17 protein-coding genes and 2 pseudogenes are annotated in these 21,016 nt (G+C 71.9%); 12 read left to right on the top strand and 7 right to left on the bottom strand.

From position 1 onward, the window contains the following. Together RBJ77_RS09960 and RBJ77_RS09955 are read right to left on the bottom strand one after the other, a co-directional pair. Positions 1-1,487: pseudogene (locus RBJ77_RS09960) on the bottom strand (ABC transporter); the annotation flags it as partial. A 3-nt stretch (positions 1,488-1,490) separates the two neighbouring features. Beyond that, positions 1,491-1,964 carry a hypothetical protein gene (locus RBJ77_RS09955; protein WP_372344623.1) on the bottom strand — a complete coding sequence of 158 codons (474 nt, stop codon included), beginning with the start codon at positions 1,962-1,964 and terminating at the stop codon, positions 1,491-1,493. 150 nt (positions 1,965-2,114) lie between these two features. Between RBJ77_RS09955 and RBJ77_RS09950 the strand changes: the two genes are divergently transcribed. The 5 genes from RBJ77_RS09950 to RBJ77_RS09930 all read left to right on the top strand — a co-directional run bounded on the left by RBJ77_RS09950 (position 2,115) and on the right by RBJ77_RS09930 (position 7,308). Next, positions 2,115-2,657 (top strand): hypothetical protein, encoded by a 543-nt coding sequence (locus tag RBJ77_RS09950; RefSeq protein ID WP_372344622.1) that lies wholly within the window; start codon positions 2,115-2,117, stop codon positions 2,655-2,657. Then, positions 2,632-3,921 carry an ABC transporter substrate-binding protein gene (locus RBJ77_RS09945; RefSeq protein WP_372344621.1) on the top strand — a complete coding sequence of 430 codons (1,290 nt, stop codon included), beginning with the start codon at positions 2,632-2,634 and terminating at the stop codon, positions 3,919-3,921. The genes RBJ77_RS09950 and RBJ77_RS09945 overlap by 26 nt, the downstream gene beginning before the upstream one ends. Before the next feature lie 175 nt (positions 3,922-4,096). After that, positions 4,097-5,356 carry a glycosyltransferase family 4 protein gene (locus tag RBJ77_RS09940; RefSeq protein WP_372344620.1) on the top strand — a complete coding sequence of 420 codons (1,260 nt, stop codon included), beginning with the start codon at positions 4,097-4,099 and terminating at the stop codon, positions 5,354-5,356. Between the two features lie 53 nt (positions 5,357-5,409). Next, a complete protein-coding gene (locus RBJ77_RS09935; protein ID WP_372344619.1) occupies positions 5,410-6,189 on the top strand; it encodes a hypothetical protein in 780 nt (259 codons plus the stop codon). 63 nt (positions 6,190-6,252) lie between these two features. Beyond that, the gene (locus RBJ77_RS09930) at positions 6,253-7,308 is read left to right on the top strand and encodes a helix-turn-helix transcriptional regulator (protein ID WP_372344618.1); all 1,056 of its coding nucleotides are present in this window, start codon (positions 6,253-6,255) and stop codon (positions 7,306-7,308) included. Here RBJ77_RS09930 and ctaD read toward each other — a convergent pair. Next, positions 7,220-8,887: pseudogene (gene ctaD / locus RBJ77_RS09925) on the bottom strand (cytochrome c oxidase subunit I); the annotation flags it as partial. The gene RBJ77_RS09930 and the pseudogene ctaD overlap by 89 nt on opposite strands. 425 nt (positions 8,888-9,312) lie before the next feature. Here ctaD and RBJ77_RS09920 point away from each other — a divergent pair. Further along, on the top strand, positions 9,313-9,528 hold the full coding sequence (locus tag RBJ77_RS09920; RefSeq protein WP_372344617.1) for an I78 family peptidase inhibitor: 216 nt from the start codon (positions 9,313-9,315) through the stop codon (positions 9,526-9,528). Positions 9,529-9,621: 93 nt separating this feature from the next. Here RBJ77_RS09920 and RBJ77_RS09915 read toward each other — a convergent pair whose 3' ends face one another. Beyond that, positions 9,622-10,617, bottom strand: a complete 996-nt coding sequence (locus tag RBJ77_RS09915; protein WP_372344616.1) for a phosphatase PAP2 family protein — start codon at positions 10,615-10,617, stop codon at positions 9,622-9,624. A 259-nt stretch (positions 10,618-10,876) separates the two neighbouring features. Beyond that, positions 10,877-12,010 (bottom strand): hypothetical protein, encoded by a 1,134-nt coding sequence (locus tag RBJ77_RS09910; protein ID WP_372344615.1) that lies wholly within the window; start codon positions 12,008-12,010, stop codon positions 10,877-10,879. A 245-nt stretch (positions 12,011-12,255) separates the two neighbouring features. On the opposite strand from RBJ77_RS09910, the gene RBJ77_RS09905 reads away from it, so the two are divergent. Next, a complete protein-coding gene (locus RBJ77_RS09905) occupies positions 12,256-13,902 on the top strand; it encodes an MFS transporter (protein ID WP_372344614.1) in 1,647 nt (548 codons plus the stop codon). 102 nt (positions 13,903-14,004) lie between these two features. Here the strand turns inward: RBJ77_RS09905 and RBJ77_RS09900 are convergent, their stop codons facing one another. Continuing rightward, on the bottom strand, positions 14,005-14,442 hold the full coding sequence (locus RBJ77_RS09900; RefSeq protein ID WP_255971359.1) for a cell division protein SepF: 438 nt from the start codon (positions 14,440-14,442) through the stop codon (positions 14,005-14,007). A 296-nt stretch (positions 14,443-14,738) separates the two neighbouring features. Between RBJ77_RS09900 and RBJ77_RS09895 the strand changes: the two genes are divergently transcribed. The 5 genes from RBJ77_RS09895 (at position 14,739) to RBJ77_RS09875 (ending at position 19,965) form a co-directional block, all read left to right on the top strand. Continuing rightward, the gene (locus RBJ77_RS09895) at positions 14,739-16,055 is read left to right on the top strand and encodes a DUF5685 family protein (protein ID WP_372344613.1); all 1,317 of its coding nucleotides are present in this window, start codon (positions 14,739-14,741) and stop codon (positions 16,053-16,055) included. A gap of 224 nt (positions 16,056-16,279) precedes the next feature. Next, positions 16,280-18,607: a nitrate- and nitrite sensing domain-containing protein gene (locus RBJ77_RS09890; RefSeq protein ID WP_372344612.1), complete on the top strand. Its 2,328-nt coding sequence runs from the start codon at positions 16,280-16,282 to the stop codon at positions 18,605-18,607. Then, a complete protein-coding gene (locus RBJ77_RS09885; RefSeq protein WP_255971363.1) occupies positions 18,604-19,032 on the top strand; it encodes a roadblock/LC7 domain-containing protein in 429 nt (142 codons plus the stop codon). Before RBJ77_RS09890 ends, RBJ77_RS09885 begins: the two co-directional genes overlap by 4 nt. Then, on the top strand, positions 19,029-19,388 hold the full coding sequence (locus RBJ77_RS09880) for a DUF742 domain-containing protein (protein ID WP_372344611.1): 360 nt from the start codon (positions 19,029-19,031) through the stop codon (positions 19,386-19,388). The genes RBJ77_RS09885 and RBJ77_RS09880 overlap by 4 nt, the downstream gene beginning before the upstream one ends. Further along, the gene (locus tag RBJ77_RS09875) at positions 19,372-19,965 is read left to right on the top strand and encodes an ATP/GTP-binding protein (RefSeq protein ID WP_372344610.1); all 594 of its coding nucleotides are present in this window, start codon (positions 19,372-19,374) and stop codon (positions 19,963-19,965) included. Before RBJ77_RS09880 ends, RBJ77_RS09875 begins: the two co-directional genes overlap by 17 nt. 82 nt (positions 19,966-20,047) lie before the next feature. Here RBJ77_RS09875 and RBJ77_RS09870 read toward each other — a convergent pair whose 3' ends face one another. Continuing rightward, entirely contained in the window at positions 20,048-20,989 is a 942-nt protein-coding gene (locus RBJ77_RS09870; RefSeq protein ID WP_372344609.1) for an ABC transporter substrate-binding protein, read from the bottom strand. Between the last annotated feature and the right edge of the window lie 27 nt (positions 20,990-21,016).

Below are 21,016 nucleotides of genomic sequence, written 5' to 3'. Positions count from 1 at the left end.
TTCCACGCGGCCACCGGCACCCCGGCCGCCGCCGCCCCCGCCTCGTGGTCGCGCACCGCGGCGAGCGCCCGCCCGGCCCGGCCCCGGCGCAGCGCCCACACCACGGCCAAGGCAGCGGCCAGCAGGACGAGTTCGAGCACGTAGTACGCCCGGTCCCCGGCGAACCCGGCGGGCCGCGCCGGTGCGAGTCCCGACGCCGCGTACGGCTGCGCGAACACGAACCGGCTCACGCCCACCCCGACCGCGAACGTGGCGAGCGCCAGGGCGAGGCCCTGCCGCCCGATGGCCGGCACCGCCGTGATCAGACCGAGCGGCGCCACCAGGACGACCGACAGCAGCAGCGCGGCCAGGGCGGGGAGCCGGGGCAGTCCGGGGAAGCGGCCCAGTTCGAGCAAAGCGGTGAAGAGCGCGCCGAGCCCGGCGAACGCGCCCTGCCCGAGCGTCAGTTGACCGGCCCGGCCGGTCACCACGACCAGCGAGAGGAGGATCAGGGCGAGCGCGGGCACCTGGACCGACGTGTGCAGGTCCGACCCGGCGAAGCCCAGCGGGAGCAGGAACAGGAGGGCCGCCACCGGCCAGGCGCCCGGCGGCGCCGGGAACGCCCGCCGCGTCGCCGCCCGCGGCAGCGCGCCCTGCGCGTCGACGCCCGGCAGGGCCAGCGCCGCGACCAGCAGCGCCACCACGAACAGGTTCGCCCCGACCGCCTGCAGCAGCGGCTCGCCGGGGCCGCCCGGATGCAGCCGCGTCAACTGGGCCTGCGCCACCCCGATCCCGAGCGCCACCACGACCGCCACCGACAGGTACCGCATGCGCGCGGCCACCGCGACCGCCACGACCTCCATCACCAGCAGCGGGAGACCGTACGGGTCCAGCCGCACGTACGGGGCGAGGAGCACCCCCGTCAGGCCCGCCGTGAACGCACCGAACGCCCAGCCCGCCGCGGCGACCCGGTCCGCGTCGATCCCGCCGAGCACGGCGAGCCGGCGGTTGTCGACGACCGCCCGCAGCTCGGTGCCGAACCGGGTCCAGCGCGTCACCGCCGCCACCGCGGCCGCGACCGCGCAGGCCACCGCGAGCTGCCCCCACGGGTCGGCCGCGATCAGCGTCGGCGCGTCGTCCCTGGCACCCGTGCCCCACAGCAGGGCCGCCGCCCCGACCAGGAGGACGAAGACGCCGACGGACGCCACCAGCGTCATCGCGGGATCGCCGCCGGACCTGGTCAGAGGTCTGAACACCCCGCGTTCCAGGGCGAGTCCGAGCGCCGGTGCCACGATCACGAGGACCAGCGCCGCGCCCGCCCACAGCGGCCACCCCCAGACCACCACCGCCTGCCGCAGCAGACAGGCGCAGAACATCGCGATCGCCCCGTGCGCGAAGTTCAGGACGCCCGTCGCGCGGTAGGTGACGATCAGGCCGGTCCCGGTGAGCGCGGCAGCCGCGCCCACGGAGAGGCCGGCCAGCGTGAGGTCGTACGTGAGTGAGGACACGCCTCAACTCCCGGCGGGCGGATCGCAGATGGGGCAGGGGCCGAGGTCGCCGTCGGCGACGGCGCGCGCGTCGGCGGGCACGGCCTCGGGCTTGCCCTCGACGAGCGGGCAGTCGGAGCGGTGCCACAGCGTGCCGCCCGGCACCATCAGCAGCGTTCCGCCGGAGGCGAGCGGGCTGAGCGGGGCGAGCGGAAGGGTGCCGTCGGGCGGCGGGTCGACCGCCACGAGCAGCTCGTACAGCTGCTCCACGCGGGACGTCGCGAGCGTGCTCCTGCCGTACGTGAGGAGGACCGCACCGGTGATGATCAGCGCCGAGCCCGGCACCGTGCAGGAGGCCAGGTAGGGGAGTTGGCGCTCGGCGAAGCGCTCGCCCGACATCCCGTACCAGCCGACCACGCACAGCACCGCGCCGGCGGCGAGAGCGGCGAGGCCCGCCCACAGGACGGGATGCACGGTTCGAAGCCGGGCAGTGCGCATCGGTGGCTCCCCACGTCGTCGCGTCGTGTGTCTGCCTGTTGCCGGCGGCGTCTGGTCTTGTTCGCCGATCGATTGCACTATGCCTTCTGGAAGCCGACCCTGAAAGCTCCGGGCGCCAGGCAGCCCGGACCGACACCCGGTGGTGACCAGATGGTTCTCGGGAGCAGGATCAGGACGGGCCGTGGACGGGGCGCGGCGTTCGCGCTCGCCACGGCCCTGGTGATCGGACCCGCCACGGCGGCGTGCAGCGACGACAGCGGTGGCGACGAGAGCGCCCCGCCCACCCCCACCTCGCGGGAACCCTCCGCCGAGCCGCCGAGCCCGACCGCGCCCCCGGACCGGGCGGCGGCCGAGAAGGAGATCAAGGCGAACTGGAAGAAGTTCTTCGACCCGGCCGTCCCGGCGAAGGACAAGGAGGCCGTCCTGGAGAACGGCGCCGAGATGCGGCCCGTCCTCAAGAGCTTCAACGGGGACAAGCGCGGCGGCCAGGTCCAGGCGGAGGTCGACACGGTCACGTTCACCTCGCCGACCGGCGCGGACGTGACGTACTCGCTGGCCCTCAAGGGCGCCACGGTGCTGCCCGGGGCCAAGGGCACCTCGGTGGAGCAGGACGGCGTCTGGAAGGTGTCCGTCAAGACCCTGTGCGCGCTGGTGCAGTTGAGCGGCAATGCGTCGCCGGGCCCGGGCTGCTGAGGCACTGGCGGCGGGGCTCGCGCTGCTGGCCGTCACGGCCTGCGGCTCACGGCTGCCGGAGAGCGCCTTCGACGACCGCGGAGCGTCGCGCACGCCGGCGGCCGCCCGGGAACCGGTCCGCGTCGGGATCATCACCAGCGCGACCAGCCCGGTCGGCGGCGCCACCTTCACCGACACCCGGGACGGCGCACAGGCGTACTTCCGGAACCTGAACCAGAAGGGCGGCATCCAAGGGCGCCGGGTCGAGGTGCTCACCTGCGACGACGGCGGCAGCGGCGTCGGCAACAACGAGTGCGTGCACAAGCTCGTCGACGAACAGCGGGTCGTCGCCCTGGTGGCCACCACGTCCCTGGACTACGCGGGCGCCGCCCGGGTCTCCCGCGCGGGCGTGCCCGACATCGGGGGCCAGCCGATCGGCGCCGCGTACGACACCTACCCGCACCTCTACGGGATCTACGGCAGCCTCGCGCCACGCAGGGGCACGCCCGGCTGGGACGGGAAGCTGTACGGCGGCACCGAGGTCTACCGCTACTTCAAGCGCGAGCAGGGCGCCCGCACCGCCGCCGTCGTCTCCTACAACCAGGCCGCGTCGGCCGGGTACGCCCGGCTCGTGACCCGCGGCCTGAAGGCCGAGGGATACCGGGTGATCAGTGAGCAGGTCGACTTCGCGCTGCCCAATTTCCGTGCCGTCGCCGCGGACATGAAGGACCGGGGCGTGGACCTCGTCCTGGACGCGATCGACGCGCACGGCAACGCCCAGTTGTGCAAGGCCATGGACCAGGTCGGCGCCCGCGTCACCGCCAAGGTCACGAACGTGCAGAACTGGACGTCCACCGTCGCCGCCGACTACAAGGACGCGCCGCACTGCCGGGCCGCCCTGTGGGCCACCGGCGCCAGTCGCAACTACCAGGACACCGGGCACCCGGCCGTCCGTGCCTTCCGCGACGCGACCGCGGGTCTCGGTACGCACGCGCAGTGGCAGCTGGAGGGGTGGGCGGCCGCCCTGTGGTTCACGGACGCCGCCCGCTCCTGCGCCACGGACGTCACCCGGGCGTGCGTGGACCGCTTCATGAACCGCGGCACCCCGTACACGGCGGACGGACTGCTGGTTCCGGTCACGTTCCGGCGGCTCGCCGCGCCGCCCACGCACCGCAGGACGTGCCTGTCGGTCGCGAAATGGACGGACGGCAAGGGGTGGGTCACCCGCAGCGGTGACATGGACAGGACGTGCTTTGACGTCCCCCAACTCTCCTACCAGCCATGACGTAACCCTGATGGACAAACTGGCCAAACGGTTCCCTCGTTCTTCTACCAATCCGGCAACTGTTCTGGAACAAGATGATGATGAAGAACAACCCTCGCCGGGGCATCTCTGTCTAACCATGCGGTAGGCGGATCAGTCGGGACTGTCCGCGAGGAATGGTGGAATACGGGGACGCATGCAGATTTCTTTCCTGATTCACAATGCGTACGGGATCGGAGGGACGATCCGCACCACGTACAACCTCGCCAACACCCTGGCCGAGCAGCACGACGTGGAAGTCGTCTCGGTCTTCCGCCACCGTGACGAGCCGGTCTTCACGCCCAGCTCCCGGGTGCGCGTGCGCCATCTCGTCGACATCCGGAAGGACTCGCCCGGGTACGACGGCGACGACCCGGAGTTCGGGCGGCCCGCCTCGGTCTTCCCGCGGCACGAGGGGCGCCACGAGCAGTACAGCGCCCTCACCGACCGGCGGATCGCCGAGCACCTCGCCTCCGTCGACGCGGACGTCGTCGTCGGCACCCGCCCCGGGCTCAACGTGCACCTGGCCCGGGAGACCCGGCGCGGCCCGCTCCGGGTCGGCCAGGAGCACCTCACGCTCGACACCCACTCGACCGCTCTGCGCCGGGAACTGCGCAGCGTGTACCCCCGTCTCGACGCCCTGACCACGACCACCGAGGCCGACGCCCACGCCTACCGCGACCGGATGCGGCTGCCCGGCGTCCGGATCGAGGCCATGCCCAACCCGGTGCCCGCGCCCGGCATCTCGCCCGCCGACGGCTCCGCGAAGTGGGTCGTCGCCGCCGGCCGGCTCGCCCCGGTCAAGCGGTACGACCTGCTGATCAAGGCCTTCGACAAGGTCCGCGCCGAGCGGCCCGACTGGCGGTTGCGCATCTACGGGGGCGGCAAGCAGAAGGACAAGCTGCGCCGACTGATCGACCAACTCGGGCTGTACAACCACGTGTTCCTCATGGGACCCGCCAACCCCATCGAACCCGAGTGGGCGAAAGGTTCCGTCGCCGCGGTGACCTCGACCTTCGAATCGTTCGGCATGACGATCGTCGAGGCGATGCGGTGCGGTCTGCCCGTCGTCTCCACGGACTGCCCGCACGGCCCCGGCGAGATCATCGACAACGGTGTCGACGGCCGTCTCGTCGAGGTCGGCAACGTCGAGGCGATCTCCGGCGGCCTCCTCGAACTCATCAACAACGACCCGCTGCGCGAGCAGATGGCGGCGCGCGCCCTCGTCGACTCCGAGCGCTTCGACCCGGCGCGGATCGCCGAGCGCTACGAGACGCTCTTCGGCTCGCTGACCGCACGCGGCGGCTCCGGCGGCCTGCTCCACCGGGCGCGCGGCTCCCTGCTCGGCGGCGCCTTCGCCGTCCGGGACGCCGGAAGGACCGTGTTCAAGTCCCCGAGAAAGGGGCGCACCGCATGACGCCGCTGGCCACGCCCGCCCTTCCGTCCGGGTCTGACGACAGGACCGTCCTCATGGCACCTCGCGCAGACTGCATCGCCGACTCCGCCGGCGGCCTCACCTTCGACGTCTCCGACCAGGGGGCGCCGGACCCGGCCCACCTCGTGCTGATGAACCGGAGCAGCGGCGAGGAGGTGCGGCTGCCGCTCACCCCGTCGGGCGACGGGCGGCTGCGGGCCTCACTGCCGATAAGCGTCGGCCTTCCCGAGGGACGCTGGGACGTGTACGCGCAGGTCGCGGGGGACGACCCGGTCCGGCTGATGCCGGGAGTCAACGATCTGCGCTCGCTGGTCGACCGGGCACCCACCGGGTCGCGCGGCTACGTCGCCGTACGGATCCCGTACGTCACCAAGCACGGCAATCTGACGGTGCGCAGCTGGTTCCGGGCGCCGCACGCGGAGGCCGGTGAACTGCTCATCGCCGACGGGGAGTTGACCGTGCGCGGGCGGGTCTACGGGGTGGAGTTCTCGCCGAAGGCCTGTGCGGAGATACGTTCCCGTGCCGCGACGGGGCCGGTCCTGCGGGGCGAACTGACCGCGGACGGCGCCGAGTTCACGCTGCGGATCGGCTACGACGAGCTGTCCGAGGGGCGCTGGGACGTCTGGCTGCGTCCCGAGGGGGAGGACGGGCCGCAGGTGCGGGTCGCCCGGCTGCTCGACGACATCGCCGACAAGAAGGCGATCTTCGCCTACCCGACGGAGCGGGTCGCTGTCGGTGGCCGCGATCTGCAGGCCGAGCCGTACTACACGGTCGACAACGACCTCTCGGTCGTCATGGCTCCCGCAGCGCCGTAAGGGCTTCTGCCGCGTCGGCAGCCGGCGCCGATCCGCCGGCCGCCCCTTTGGCACACTCGGACCATGCTCGAGACCTCTGCCCGCCTGCTGCGGCTGCTCTCCCTGCTCCAGGCCCACCGCGAATGGTCGGGCCCCGAGCTGTCCGACCGCCTCGGGGTCAGCGCGCGGACCGTGCGACGGGACGTGGAGCGGCTCAGGGAGCTCGGATACCCCGTCAACGCCAGTCCGGGGACCGGCGGCGGATACCAGCTGGGCGCGGGGGCCGAGCTGCCGCCGCTGCTGCTCGACGACGACGAGGCCGTCGCCGTGGCGGTCGGGCTGCGGACCGCGGCGGGGCAGGGCATCGCCGGGATCGGCGAGACGTCGGTGCGGGCCCTGGCCAAGCTGGAACAGGTGCTGCCGCACCGGCTGCGGCGCCGGGTCGGCGCGCTCAACGCCTACACCGTGCCCATGCTGCGCGGCGCCGGTCAGCCGGCCGTCGACCCCGGTGTGCTGAGCGAACTCGCCGCCGCCTGCCGGGACCTGGAGCGGGTGCGGTTCGAGTACCGCGACCACGGGGGCGAGGCGAGCCGGCGGACCGTGGAACCGCTGCGGCTCGTGTGCAGCGAGCGGCGCTGGTACCTGGTGGCGTGGGACGTGGAGCGCGACGACTGGCGCACCTTCCGGGCCGACCGCATCACGCCGAAACCGCCGCACGGGCCGCGCTTCCCGCCCCGTACGCCGCCCGCCGAGGACCTCGCCGCCTATGTGTCGCGGGGCGTCTCCACGCGCGCGTACGCCGCCGAGGCGGTGATCCGGCTGTTCGCCCCGCTGGCCGAGGCGCGGCAGACCGTGTCGCCGAGCGCCGGGGTCCTGACGGCCGAGGGCGAGGGCACGTGTCTGCTGCGCACCGGGGCCGTCAGTCTCGACGTGATGGTCGTGCACGTGGCGATGATGGGGTACGAGTTCGAGGTGGTGGAGCCGGTCGAACTCCTCGGCTCCGTCAGGGCCGTTCGGGATCGGCTGAGCCGCGCACTCCTACGGCCGGAGTCTGCCCCGGACGGTCCTCGAACGCCGCGAACTCCGGATGGTGCAGATCGAACGCCGGGGACTCCGAGCGGATCTTCGGCAGCGTCGTGAAGTTGTGCCGGGGCGGCGGGCACGACGTCGCCCACTCCAGCGAGCGGCCGTAGCCCCAGGGGTCGTCCACCTCGACCTTCGCGCCGTACTTGGCCGTCTTCCAGATGTTGTAGAGGAACGGCAGGGTCGAGATGCCGACGAGGAACGCGCCGATGGTCGACAGGCTGTTCAGCGCCGTGAAGCCGTCCGCCGCCAGATAGTCCGCGTACCGGCGCGGCATGCCCTCCGCGCCCAGCCAGTGCTGTACCAGGAACGTGGTGTGGAAGCCGATGAACAGGGTCCAGAAGTGGATCTTCCCGATGCGCTCGTCGAGCAGCTTCCCCGTCAGCTTCGGCCACCAGAAGTAGAAGCCGCCGAACGTCGCGAAGGCGACCGTGCCGAAGACGACGTAGTGGAAGTGCGCCACGACGAAGTACGAGTCCGTGACGTGGAAGTCCATCGGCGGCGACGCGAGGATGACGCCGGTCAGGCCGCCGAACAGGAACGTGACGAGGAAGCCGACCGACCACAGCATCGGTGTCTCGAAGGAGAGCGAGCCCTTGAGCATCGTGCCGGTCCAGTTGAAGAACTTCACCCCGGTCGGCACGGCGATCAGGAAGGACATGAAGGAGAAGAAGGGCAGCAGGACCCCGCCCGTCGCGAACATGTGGTGCGCCCACACGACCACGGACAGTCCGGTGATCGCCATCGTCGCGCCGACCAGCATCGTGTAGCCCCAGATCGGCTTGCGGCTGAAGACCGGGATGATCTCGCTGATGATGCCGAAGAAGGGCAGCGCGATGATGTAGACCTCGGGATGGCCGAAGAACCAGAAGAGGTGCTGCCACAGCAGCGCACCGCCGTACTGGGCCTCGAAGACCACGGACCCGAACCGCCGGTCCGCCTCCAGACAGAGCAGCGCGGCCGCGAGCACCGGGAAGGCGAGCAGCACGAGGATCGACGTGAACAGCGTGTTCCACGTGAAGATCGGCATCCGGAACATCGTCATGCCGGGCGCCCGCATCCCGATGATCGTGGTCAGGAAGTTCACCGAGCCGAGGATCGTGCCGAAGCCGGAGAGCGCGAGACCCATGATCCACATGTCGGCGCCGATGCCGGGGGACCGGGTCAGGCTGTTCAGCGGCGCGTACGCGAACCAGCCGAAGTCGGCCGCCCCGCCCGGCACCACCAGCGAGCCGAGCACGATCAGGCCGCCGAAGAGGAACAGCCAGTACGAGAGCATGTTCAGCCGCGGGAACGCCACGTCGGGCGAGCCGATCTGCAGCGGCATGATCTCGTTGGCGAAGCCGGCGAACGTCGGGGTCGCGAAGAGCAGCAGCATGATCGTGCCGTGCATGGTGAACAGCTGGTTGTACTCCTCGCTGGAGAGGATCTGCAGCCCGGGCCGGGCGAGTTCGGCCCGCATCAGCAGTGCCATGACCCCGCCGACCAGGAAGAAACCGAACGCCGTGATGAGGTAGAGGTGGCCGATCTTCTTGTGGTCCGTGGTGGTCAGCCAGTCCACGATCACCTTGCCCGGCTGCCCCGCCCGCATCGGTTCGGCGGTACCAGGACCGGCCCGCACCCCGGTCGTTCCCATCGCTTGCCCCCTCGCTGCTCACGCGCCCGGGCCTGCTTCGAACTCAGGCCATGATGCTCGCGCGCGTACCCGCCGCGACAGAGGGCGTACCCCTCTTTCTGGCATGGACAGACAATTCCAGGACTCTGCCAACTCGCCGTCGATTCGGCCGGATTCAACCTTCGGCAGGAATTGCGCACGGCCCCACCGGAAATGCTCACGACCCCTCGGACCGGCATTGCCCGGACCTTCCGGAATTCGCCGTACCGGCCCGTGAAGGAGCTCGTGGAGAAGTTCCGGAGAAGTAAGGAACCCCCCGATCGTGTGAGCGAGTTCGACAGAAACAACCGTCGTGATCTTGTGACGAAAGCGTGACCGTACGAGCCCATCGGGGGGCCGTACGGAGGGGCCTGGCGTCACCCGCACACACGGCTTACGGTGGCCGCATGGCACCCATTCCGACCCCGCCCGCAGACCCTCAGGACAGCCCCGACACCTATCTGGGACTCGACGCCGAGAGCGCCGAGCGGCAGGCCCGCGGCCGTGGCTGGTCCACCGTCAGGCGGCTGCCGCCGGGGGCCGTCATCACCATGGAGTACCGCTCCGGCCGGCTGAACTTCGAGGTCACCGACGGAACGGTCACGCGCTGCTGGAAGGGCTGAGCGAAGGCGAAGGCCCCCGGAACCCTTGGGGCTCCGGGGGCCTTCGCCGTGCGGGCTGGTTGTGCGTACCGTGCCCGCTGTCGTGGGGCGGGGCTAGGCCCGCTGGGCGTCCGCCGCGGTCGTCCGGGCCGTCGTGCCGCGGGCTCCGGCGGGGCGCCTGCTGCCCGCCGGGGTGACCGGGGTGCGCTCGCCCCGCGGGGTGTGCGGGCCGGTCGGCAGGAGGGCCGCGGGGCGGTTCCCGGAGCGCGGGGCGCCGGCCGGGACCGGGGTGTGCGGCGTGGACATCGCGGGCGCCGGCATCGGGGAGCCCGGCACGGCCACTCCGGCGCGGCCGGTGCGCAGGCGGTCGCGGAGCGCCAGGATCACGGCCTCGACCCGGGCGACCAGCGGCTCGAACCAGGGCAGCGCCAGCAGGATCAGCAGACCCGCGGCCCAGCCGAGGAGCACGTCGCTCAGCCAGTGCGTACCGAGGTAGACGGTGGTCAGGCCGACGCTGAGGGAGATCACCGCGGAGACCGCGGACAGCCAGCGGCGGGCCCGCGGCGTGGAGGCCAGGTAGGCGAGGATGCCCCAGGTCACCACCGCGTTCGCGGTGTGGCCCGAGGGGAATATGTCGCCGCCCTGCCACATCTCGTTCGAACCGATCACGGTGGCGTAGTGCGGGCCGAGCCGGCCCATGCCGAGCTTGGCGGCGCCCACCGTCAGGTTCAGGAGCAGCAGTGCGGTGCCGAACATCAGCAGCGGCCGCAGCGTGTGCTGCCGCCACGAGCGCCAGCCCAGCCACGCCATCACCATGACGGCGGTGGGTCCGCGCTGGCCGAGCACCACCCAGTAGTCGAGGAACGCGTGGATCTCGGGCCACTGCTGATAGGGCCGGAAGAACATGACCTGCCAGTCGAAGGCCACCAGCCACGTCGTGGCCAGGACCGCGACCACGATGGCGAGGTAGAAGGACAGGGTCAGCCCGAAGAGCACGACGCGGTGCCGGCTCATCCTGGGCATGTCCAGGTTGGCCGGCCGTTCGGGCTCGCGGTCGAGCCGGGCGAAGACCCGCTCGACCCGCCGGGTCAGGTTTCGTTCGGTACGCACCCAATCGACGCTACAGCGGGCGCGCCGCGGACCAGGACGAAACAGTGGCTTTGTGATGACGATGTGATGTGGGATTGATCTCAGGGCGCCATGTATTCCCAGGATTCCAGTAACCCGGAACAGAACTCTCCGCGAATTCGCCGACCGATTCCGACCGCTCGTCCCGGTGCGCTTATGAATGTGTTCACCGCGTGCTGGCACGGAATTCTCCGTCCGCTCATCGAGCCCGACAGGACCGATCACGGCCGCTCAAGATCGGTCACGGTGGCCCTGAGCCGTTCAGCCAGAACGCTCCGTACACCGCGGAGATCGCCGCCAGCCCCCCGAGCACCCATGCCGACCTGCTGGTACGCCACCTGGCCAGCGCCACCGCGATCGGCAGCAGCAGCGGGAACGCGGGCAGCAGCAGCCGCGGCTTCGATCCGAAGTACCCCGAAGCGCACAGGGCAAGCACGACGACGATGCCCGTGTAGACGAGCAGGGGCACCGGCTGTCGCTGCCGCACCCCGCCCACGTACAGCCAGAGCACCAGCGCCACCCCGACGATCAGCCCGATCCCGGCGAGGGCGCCCGGCAGCGACGTGAACTTGTCGGCGACGAAGCGGGCGAAGGAGAGGCCCCCGTCGAACCCGTTGCCCCACTGCTCCTGGACGTCCAGATAGCCGAAGAGCCCGCCGCCCGTCCGGTGCCCGACCCACAGCACGTACGCCGCCGCGCCCAGCGGGGCCAGCAGCACCCCGGCGACGAGCCGCCACGGCGCCCGCCGCTCGCGGGCGATCCACAGCGCCGCCGCCACCCACACCGCGGCGACCACGGCGGCGCCCACCGGCCGGGTCAGGCCGGCCAGCGCGGCGAGCAGTCCCGCGCTCACCCAGCGCCGCCGCACCACCGCGTAGAGTCCCCACGCCGCGAGCGCCGTGAACAGTGCCTCGCTGTACGCCATCGACGCCACGATCCCCACCGGCAGCGCACCCCACAGCACCGCCAGACAGATCCCCGCCCTGCGCCCGTACAGCAGGTCACCGACCGCGAAGATCCCCCACGCCGCGGCCAGGGAGGCGAGCCACGAGACGAGCAGCCCCGCGTCGGCGTACGACAGCGGGGAGACCGCCGCGACGAACCGTTCCAGCCACGGCAGCAGCGGGAAGAAGGCGAGATTCGAGTGCACGTCGCCGTTGGGCAGTGTCACCGACCATCCGTAGCCCTGCTCGGCGACCCGGGTGTACCAGAGCGAGTCCCAGCGGGCGGTCAGCAGGGTGTGCGGGCTCTTGCCCGCGGCCGTGCTCCACAGCACGAGGGCGAGCAGGCCGAGCGCCCGCACCCCCGCGTATCCGAGCAGGGCCGGTGCCGCTCGCCGCAGCGAGGGCCGGTCTTGTAGATCCACGTCCGTCACGGCCCCGATTATCGGCAACCGCCGGTCGGCTTCCGCGCGTCCCCCCGGTGACGCGAGTGGCGCACGCCACATCCATCGGCCCGTTCCATGAGAGCTCCGCCACGTGTCACTGGCCTGAACTCGCGTACTCTGACGGCTCACTCGCCTTTCGCAGCGGGGCCGGGGGACCGCTCCTTCCGGCCGGAGACCGCGGGCCGTCCCCAGCCCCGGATCCGCCGAACGCGAGGACCACTGGGAGGTAGCACATGTCCGGGACGAACACGGCCACCGGACGCCTGCGCCATCGGCTGGCCGCCATCGGACCCCGCACCAATCGCTGGGTCGTCCTCGTCGTCCTGTGCACGAGCCTGCTCCTGGTCGCGCTCGACTCGACCATCCTCTACGTCGCACTGCCCTCGGTCACCGAGGACCTCAGGCCCACCTCGGTCGAACTGCTCTGGATCGGCGACGCCTACCCGCTGGTCTGCGCCTCGCTCCTGATCCTGTTCGGCACGCTCGGCGACCGGGTCGGCCGGCGCCGGATCCTGCTGCTCGGCTACGCCCTGTTCGGCGCGGCCTCCGCGCTCGCCGTGGTCTCCGACACCGCCCAGGTGCTCATCGCGGCCCGCGCGCTGCTCGGCATCGGCGGCGCGATGATCATGCCCGCGACGCTGTCGATCCTGCGGGACGTCTTCCCCGACCGGCACGAGCGGGCCGTCGCCATCGGCGTGTGGACCGCGGTCGCCGCGGTCGGCGCCGCCACCGGACCCGTCCTCGGCGGCTTCCTCGTCGAGCACTTCTGGTGGGGCTCCGTCTTCCTCATCAACATCCCGCTGATGGCCGTCATGCTCCCGCTGTGCCGGGTCCTCGTGCCCGAGTCCAAGGGCCGGGCGGACGGACCCTGGGACCTGTTCGGCGCGCTGCTCGCCGCGCTCGGCGTGCTCGGCGTCGTCTACGGCATCAAGGAACTGGGCATCGAGCGCGACCTGCTCGACGCGGGCGCGGTGCTGCCGTTCCTCGCGGGTCTCGCGGTGCTGACGCTGTTCGTGCGCCGGCAGCGGCGCCGCGAGCACCCCCTCATCGACATGCGGCTGTTCTCGCGGGCCGCCTTCTCCACCTCGGTCGGCTGCATCGTGATCGCGATGCTCGCGCTGGTGGGGCTCGAACTGATCGCCGTGCAGTACCTCCAGCTGGTCCTCGAACTGACTCCCCTGGAGACCGGCCTGCGCATGCTGCCGCTGACCTTCGCGGCGATGATCGCGGGCGTCCTCGGCTCCGCGAACCTGCGCCGCCTCGGCCCGCGCCGGATGGTCAGCTACGGCTTCGCGCTCACCGCCTGCGCGGTGCTGCTGCTCTGCCTGATGGGCGAGCACGACCAGCCGCTGCTGCTCAGCGCCGGCTTCATACTGCTCGGCTTCGGCTTCCAGACCACGCTGTTCGGGGCCTACGAGTCGATGCTCACGGAGGCGCCCGCCGACGACGCCGGAGGCGCGGCCGCCATCGGCGAGACCTCGTACCAGCTGGGCGCGGGCATGGGCATCGCGCTGCTCGGCTCCGTGATGAACGCGGCGTACGCGCCGGGCCTCTCGCACGTGAGCGGGGTGCCCGGCAGGGCGAGCGAGGCCGCGGGGCACTCGCTGGGGGAGGCGTACCAGGTCGCCGCGCAGCTCGGGGGCGCGGCGGGACATGCGCTGCGGGACGCGGCCCGCGGGGCGTTCGTGCACGGGCTGCACGTCACGTTGGTGGTCAGCGCCGGGCTGCTGTTCCTCGGCGCGCTCGCGGCGCTGCGGCTGCCGCGGCGGATGGAGTGCGAGGCGCCTCCGGCGGGGGAGCCGGAGATCGCTGCGCCGCGCCGTTCCTCGTCGAGCTCGTCGACTTCGTCGGCCTCGCGGGCCGAGTCGTCCGTCGTCTGATCGTGGGGGCGGTGTGCGCCCGGCCTGCGGCCGGGCGATGACCACCCTCCCACCCACCCGTTGCGCTGCGACGTGGATCCCGGGTGGGTGCCCCGCTCCGGATCAGCTCTGGTTGAAGAAGCCGTCCGGGTGCGTCTTCGCCTCGCGGCCCGACACGATCTGGGTGTCCGCGGGCGTCAGCAGGAACACCCGGTTGGCGACCCGGTCGATCGAACCGCGCAGACCGAAGATGAGCCCCGCCGCGAAGTCGACGACGCGCTTGGCGTCGGCCGGCTCCATCGACGTGAGGTTCATGATCACCGGGACGCCGTCCCGGAACATCTCCCCGATCCGGCGCGCGTCCCGGAAGCTGTCCGGGGTGACGGTGCCGATCCGGCGGCCCTCCTCCTCGGCCTTGTCCTCGGCCACCTTCACCCGCGGGTCCGTCACCCAGGCGTCACCGGGCTCGGGCCCCTCGGCGTAGTCGTCGTCGTAGTAACGCTCGTCATCGTTGTCGTCGACGAGGCCAAGCCAGGCACTCGCCTTGCGCACCGATCCCATGGACGCCTCCTCTCACAGCGGTTCCTCTGCGTTCCGCATGTCCTGCTCCCCAATGTTCATCCATGATGCGGATCCGGCGCCAAGTGGATAGTCGCCGCGCGGGGTTTTCGTGACGGTACTGGTGCACAGTCAACACCGTGTTGCCCCGGCGTTCCCAAGGGCTGTACGGGGTACGGCTGCTGACAGTGAGTGAAATATGATTCTTCACGGCGTTCGGGTGACCCGCGGTGCGTACGGGTGAACCCGTCCGTCCGTAACAGTTGACGCATCGTCATCCGGCGCACGGGGGAGTCGCCTTGTTCGGAATGGTCCGGCCCTGCAGTCATCGGCTCGGCGAGGGTCTGAAGACCCAGTGGATGGCCCACCTCTGCGGGCTCTGTCTGGCGCTGCGCGGCGACCACGGGCAGTTCGCCCGGGTCGTCACGAACTATGACGGTCTGCTCATCTCGGTTCTGACGGAGGCTCAGGTCGAGCGGACCGGTGCCGCCTCCGGGGCGGGCGCCTGGCGGCGGCAGGCCGGGCCGTGCCCGCTGCGCGGGATGCGGACCGCGTCCGTCGCGCAGGGCGAGGGGGCGCGGCTCGCCGCCGCCGTCTCGCTGGTGCTCGCCGCCGCGAAGGTGCGCGACCACGTCGACGACCGGGACGGGCTGTACGCGCGCCGGCCGATCGCCCTGGCCGCCCGCAAGGTGGCCGCCGGCTGGGGAAGGGCCGGTGCGCGCACGGGAACTGACGTCGGGTTCGACACGGCGGTCCTGCTCGACGCGGTGGAGCGGCAGGGCGGGATCGAGGCGCTCGCCGGGCCCGGCACCTCCGTGCTCACCGTGACCGAGCCGACCGAGACCGCGACCGCCGCCGCGTTCGCGCACACGGCCGTGCTCGCCGGGCGGCCGCACAACGCGGAGCCGCTGGCGGAGGCGGGGCGGCTGTTCGGCCGGCTCGCGCATCTGCTGGACGCCGTGGAGGACCGGGAGGCCGATGCCGCGGCCGGGGCGTGGAACCCGCTGACCGCGACCGGGACCGGCCTCGCCGAGGCGCGCCGGCTCGCCGACGACGCGGTGCACGGGATCCGGCTCGCGCTCCGCGAGGTCGACTTCGTGGACGCCAAGCTGGCGCATCTGCTGCTCGCGCACGAGGTGGGGCGGTCGGTGGACCGGGCGTTCGGGGGTGCGGTGTGTGCGCACTCGGGTGGGCCGGGGCCGGGATCTGGGCACGGGCACGGGCAGGGCGGCTGGGTGCCGACCGGGGCGCCCGGCGGTCCCTACGCGCCGACCGGGTCGGGCGCGTACGGGTCCAACAACCCCTATGGCGGGGGCGGCCCGGGCGGAGCCGGTGGGCCTGGCGGTCCGGGTGGGCCTGGCGGTCCCGGCGGGTTCGGGGGCGGGCCGTCCTTCCAGCCGCCCAAGCCGGGCAAGCGGGGGTTCTTCGCCGGGTGTGCCGTGGCGATCGGGCTCTGCTGTACGTGCAAGGTGTGCTGCGCCGACGAGTACGAGGGGCCCTGGTCGCGGAAGAAGCGCGAGGGGTGCTGCAACGCGGGGGACTGCAACTGCGACTGCTCGTGCTGCGAGGCGTGTTCGTGCTGCGAGTGCTGTTCGTGCTGCGACTGCGGTCTGTGAGGCGCTGGCCCTGTATACGAGGAGCGGCGGGCCCGAACGGGCGGCGAGGGGCCACCTGCGCGGCTTCGGCGAGGCCGTTTCCGGGGTGTAAAACAAACACATGATCCGGTGACCCGGGTCGGAGAGGGCTCGTTGGCCGGGCGCAGATGCACCGTTTCTGCCCCGCCAACTCGCCCTCTGCATAAGGCATTTCAGTGGACCTCGTATCGTCAGTCGCCTCGTCCGTGACGGCCGCCGTCACAGGCGGACCAGCGAAGACCAGAACCATCCGCACCCGGTTGCTGCGCATCCTCGGACTCGCCCTCGCCGTGCTGCTCGCCCTGCTCGGTGTGTTCGCCGCCGGGCAGATCTCCGACTACCGCAACGCCTCCGCCACCGCCGCCGACGCCCGCCTGGAGATCACGCTCCAGGGACTCGTCCACGAGCTGCAGAAGGAGCGCGGGCTCACCACCGGATACGTCGGCGGCGTCCGCCAGTTCGGCGCCCGGCTGCCCGCCCAGCGCAAGGCGACCGACACCGCGCGCGGCGCCCTCGACGACGCGCTCGCCGGGCGCGGCGACGACGCCTCCGCAACCGTGCGCGACTCGCTCGGACGGCTCCGCGGGCTCGCCGGCATCCGCACGGGCGCGGACGACGGCACCGGGCAGGTGCAGGCCACCTTCGACTACTTCACCAGCACCATCACCGTGCTCGACCGGCTCGGGCTCGGCCTCGACGACGTCCGTGACGGGCGGCTGCGCGACGCGTACCAGAGCCTCCAGGTCCTCGGCAACGCCAAGGAGTTCCTGGGCGAGGAGCGGGCCATCGTGCTCGGCTCCGTGCGCGCCGGAGGGCGCTTCCGCGGCGACGGCTACAGCCGTTTCATGGAGATCAGGGCGGGACGGCTCGCCGCGCTCGACGCGTTCCCGCGCACCGCGACCGACGCCCAGGAGCGGCGGCTCGGCGACGCGCTCGACACCCCGGACGCCGAACGCGCCCTGACGTACGAGTCGACCGCCGCACGCGGCGCGGGACGGCTCAGCGCCCGTGACGTGCCGCCCATGGCCTGGTGGGAGACGATGACGTCGACCATCAACGGCCTGCGCGACGTACAGATCTCGATCGGCGCCGACGTCGAGAACCGCGCCGCGGAGCTGGAGGGCGCGGCGCAGCGCGACCTCCTCCTGTTCGCCCTGCTCGCGCTCGCCGTGGTCGGTGCGCTCGGGGCCCTCGCCCACGACTGCGTACGGTCCGTGTCCGCGCCGCTCAGCGGGCTCGCGGAGGAGGCCCGCGAGGTGGCCGGGGCACGGCTGCCGCAGGCCGTCGCCGCGGTGCAGGCCGCCGCGGGCGAGACGCCCGAGCCGCCCGCCCCGCTCGCCCTCGACCCGCGGGCCGGGGCCGAGGTGCGGGACGTGGCCGACGCCTTCGACCGGGTGCAGCGCGCCGCGTTCGACCTCGCCACCGAGCAGGCCGTCCTGCGCAGGAACGCCACCGAGTCCCTGGTCAGTCTCGGCCGCCGCAACCAGAACCTGGTGCGCCGGCAGATCAGCTTCATCAACAAGCTGGAACACGAGGACGCCGACCCGGACACCCTCGCCAACCTCTTCGAGCTCGACCATCTGGCCACCCGCATGCGCCGCAACGCCGAGTCGCTCCTGGTGCTGGCGGGCGAGTCCAGCCCGCGCACCTGGTCGACGCCGCTGTCCGTGACCGACGTGCTGCGCGCCTCGCTCTCCGAGGTCGAGGAGTACCGGCGGGTCACGCTGCGGCGGGTCGAACCCGCGCACGTCAGCGGCTCCGTCGTCGCCGAACTCGCCCACCTGCTGGCCGAGCTGGTGGAGAACGCGCTCAGCTTCTCGTCCCCGGACTCCGACGTGGAGGTGGAGGGGCGGCGCACCAGCGCGGGCTACCTCATCGCCATCGTCGACCACGGGTTCGGGATGGGCACCCAGGCCCTCGCCGAGGCCAACCTGCGGCTCTCCGGCAGCGCCAGCTTCATGGCCGAACCCACCAAGTTCCTCGGCCACTTCGTGGTCGGCGCCCTCGCCCGCAAGTGCGGCATCGAGGTACGGCTCGGTGAGGCGCCGGCCGCCGGAGTCGTGGCCCGGGTGCTGATCCCGTCCGGCCTGCTCACCGAACCGGCCGCGCAGCCGACGCAGCCGACGAAGCCGTCACACCCGTCACAGCCGACGGAGCCGACGGAGCCGAAGGAGCCGACGGGGCCGATGAAGCCGGAGCAGGGAGAGATGGCCGAGGTCGAGCTGCCCGCGCCCCGCAAGGAGCCGGTGCCGACCCGTACCGAACCGGCCAGGGCCGCCGCCGCCCCGTCCGCAGCCCGCACCCGCAACGGGCTCGTCAAGCGCCCCCAGCGCAGCGCCATCTCGGAGGCCGTCAACGAGACCGTCCCGCCCGCACCCGCCGGGCCCGTCGTCGAGCGCAGCCCCGAGGACGTCTCCGGGATGCTGTCCGGCCTGCGCAGCGCCCACATGCGCGGCGCCATCAGCGTGGAGAAGGAACGGGCCGCCGCGACGGCCGCCCGGCAGGAGACCGGCGAAGGGCAGGACGACCAGTGACCACCGTCGACACCCGGGGCGACTCGCAGACCTTCAACTGGCTGCTCGCCAACTTCGTGCGCACCACGGACGGCGTGCGCGACGCCGTCGCCGTCTCGTCGGACGGCCTGCTCATCGCCGTGTCGGACGGGCTCGGGCGGACCGAGGCGGACCATCTGGCCGCCATCGTGTCGGGGCTCTCCAGCCTCGCCCGCAGCGCCTCCAAGCGGTACGGCTTCGACGGCGTGAAGCTCATCATGATCGAGATGGGCCGCGGCTTCCTGCTGGTCTCCGCCATGCGCGACGGCTCCTGCCTCGGCGTGCTCGCCGACAGCAGCGGTGAACTCGGACTGGTGGGCTACGAGATGGCCGTGCTCGCCGAGCGCGCGGGCGATTTGCTGACGCCCACCCTCATCGCCGATCTCCGGGAGACGCTGCCGCGATGAAGGGGCCTTCGTCGGAACCGGAGGACACCGCGGACACCCAGTTCGTGCGTCCGTTCATCATCACCGGCGGGCGCGCGCTGCCCGCACAGTCCGATCTGCGCCTGGAGACGCTCGTCGTCGCCGTGGAGGGCGCACCGGACGCGGGGACCCTCGCGTTCGAGCACCAGCGGATCGTGGCGCTGTGCCAGGAACCCACCACCGTCGCCCACATCGCCGAGGGGATCGGGGTGCCGCTCGGTGTCGCCAAGGTGCTCGTCGCCGATCTCGTCGTGGGCGGCCGGCTGTCGTGTTCGCAACCCGCGGAGCTGCCGCTCCACACGCTCGAAAGGATCAGGGACCATGTCAGGGCGCTCTGAACGGGTCGCCCCGCTCGCGGTGAAGATCGTGATCAGCGGCGGGCTCGGAGTCGGCAAGACCACCTTCATCGGGGCGGTCTCGGAGATCGAACCGCTGGACACGGAGGCCGCGATCACGCAGGTCTCGGTGGGGGTCGACTCGCTCGACGGGGTGGAGGGCAAGACGACCACGACCGTCGCGCTGGACTTCGGGCGGATCACGCTCGATCCGACGCTCGCGCTGTATCTGTTCGGTACGCCCGGGCAGGACCGGTTCTCGTTCCTCTGGGACGACCTGGTGGAGGGGGCGCTCGGCACGGTGGTGCTCGTCGACACGCGGCGCATCGAGGAGTGCTTTCCCGCACTCGACTACTTCGAGGCGCAGGGGGCGCCGTTCGTGCTCGCCGTGAACCGGTTCGACGGGGCGGAGCGGTTCGAACTCGACGAGATCCGGGAGGCGTTGGGGATCGGGGGCGGGGTGCCGGTCGTCGAGTGCGATGCGCGGGCGCGCGGCTCGGTGCGGGACGTTCTGGGCGCGCTCATGGACCAGGTGATCGGGGTGCGGTCCCGGCGCCGGCGGGTCGCCGTGTCGCCGTAGGGGTTCTTGAGCACGGGCGGCCGCGGGCCGGTGGGAACTGCGCGAGAAGCCCCCACCGGCCCGCGGGGAAGTAACCGGGGGCTCAGTCCCGGATCTCGGGCGGCGAGATCCGGGACTTCGTGATCGCCGACGGAGTCGTTCCCCACTTCTTGAGGATCTTGGCGTACGTCCCGTCCGCGATCAGCTTGTTCACCGCTGCCTGGAACGCGGGAGCCAAGGGCGTGCCCTTCTTGAAGGCGAAACCGACGTCCAGGCGGTGGAACTCGTTGAGGAAGCGCAGGCCCTCCTGCTGCGCGACGGCGTAGCGCAGACCGTTGATCGTGCTCATCACCACGTCGGAGCGGCCCTGCTGCAACGACGACCAGACCGCGCTCGACTCGGCGTACGTCTTCACGTCGTACGCCTTCTCGCCCGCCTTCTCGCAGATCCCCTTGTTCTGTTCGAGGGTCGCCTCGAAGGTCGTGCCCGCGCCGGTCGCCACGTTCAGGCCGCACAGCTGCTTCAGGTCGGTGACCTTCTTCAGGTCGCTGTCCTTGCGGACGGCGAAGCCCTGGCCGTCGTTGATGTACGTGACGAAGTCGATGGTCCTGCGGCGTTCGTCGGTCACGCCGAAGTTGCCGGTGCCCAGGTCGTACTTGCCGCTGTCCAGGGCGGGCAGGATCGCCTCGAAGCTCGCGACCTCCTGGTCGAGCTCGATGCCGAGGACCTTGCCGACGGCGTTCGCGAAGTCGATGTCCTGGCCGACGATCGTCTTTCCGTCGGGCAGGTACGTGGAGTTGGGCGGGTTGCCGCCGACGCTCACCGCGATCCTGAGACGGCCGCGCTGGCGCACGTCGGCCGGCAACAGCTTCGCCGCCGCCGGGTCCTTCGTCAGGCCCGACACCACGTCCTGGGCCGGGATCTTGTCGTTCTTCGCGGCGGCGGGCGCCGCGTCGCTCGCGCCGTCGCCGGAGCCGCAGGCGGTCAGCCCCAGGGCGGCGACGGTGATCAGCGCGAACGCGGAAGTCAGGGAAGTGGTGCGCATGGCGGGGAGTTCTGCCCTTCGGGGACG

Origin of the sequence: Streptomyces sp. KL116D (assembly GCF_030766975.1) — a bacterium.
Classification (GTDB): domain Bacteria; phylum Actinomycetota; class Actinomycetes; order Streptomycetales; family Streptomycetaceae; genus Streptomyces; species Streptomyces longispororuber_A.
This window is presented reverse-complemented; position numbering and strand designations above follow the sequence as displayed.

What these genes read in the sequence shown, in the direction of transcription:
- RBJ77_RS09880 (WP_372344611.1), top strand. Translation starts at nt 19,029, where the DNA reads ATGAAGGGGCCTTCGTCGGAACCGGAGGACACCGCGGACACCCAGTTC.
- RBJ77_RS09940 (WP_372344620.1), top strand. Translation starts at nt 4,097, where the DNA reads ATGCAGATTTCTTTCCTGATTCACAATGCGTACGGGATCGGAGGGACG.
- RBJ77_RS09875 (WP_372344610.1), top strand. Translation starts at nt 19,372, where the DNA reads ATGTCAGGGCGCTCTGAACGGGTCGCCCCGCTCGCGGTGAAGATCGTG.
- RBJ77_RS09935 (WP_372344619.1), top strand. Translation starts at nt 5,410, where the DNA reads ATGGCACCTCGCGCAGACTGCATCGCCGACTCCGCCGGCGGCCTCACC.
- RBJ77_RS09920 (WP_372344617.1), top strand. Translation starts at nt 9,313, where the DNA reads ATGGCACCCATTCCGACCCCGCCCGCAGACCCTCAGGACAGCCCCGAC.
- RBJ77_RS09905 (WP_372344614.1), top strand. Translation starts at nt 12,256, where the DNA reads ATGTCCGGGACGAACACGGCCACCGGACGCCTGCGCCATCGGCTGGCC.
- RBJ77_RS09870 (WP_372344609.1), bottom strand. Translation starts at nt 20,989, where the DNA reads ATGCGCACCACTTCCCTGACTTCCGCGTTCGCGCTGATCACCGTCGCC.
- RBJ77_RS09900 (WP_255971359.1), bottom strand. Translation starts at nt 14,442, where the DNA reads ATGGGATCGGTGCGCAAGGCGAGTGCCTGGCTTGGCCTCGTCGACGAC.
- RBJ77_RS09955 (WP_372344623.1), bottom strand. Translation starts at nt 1,964, where the DNA reads ATGCGCACTGCCCGGCTTCGAACCGTGCATCCCGTCCTGTGGGCGGGC.
- RBJ77_RS09945 (WP_372344621.1), top strand. Translation starts at nt 2,632, where the DNA reads ATGCGTCGCCGGGCCCGGGCTGCTGAGGCACTGGCGGCGGGGCTCGCG.
- RBJ77_RS09930 (WP_372344618.1), top strand. Translation starts at nt 6,253, where the DNA reads ATGCTCGAGACCTCTGCCCGCCTGCTGCGGCTGCTCTCCCTGCTCCAG.
- RBJ77_RS09950 (WP_372344622.1), top strand. Translation starts at nt 2,115, where the DNA reads ATGGTTCTCGGGAGCAGGATCAGGACGGGCCGTGGACGGGGCGCGGCG.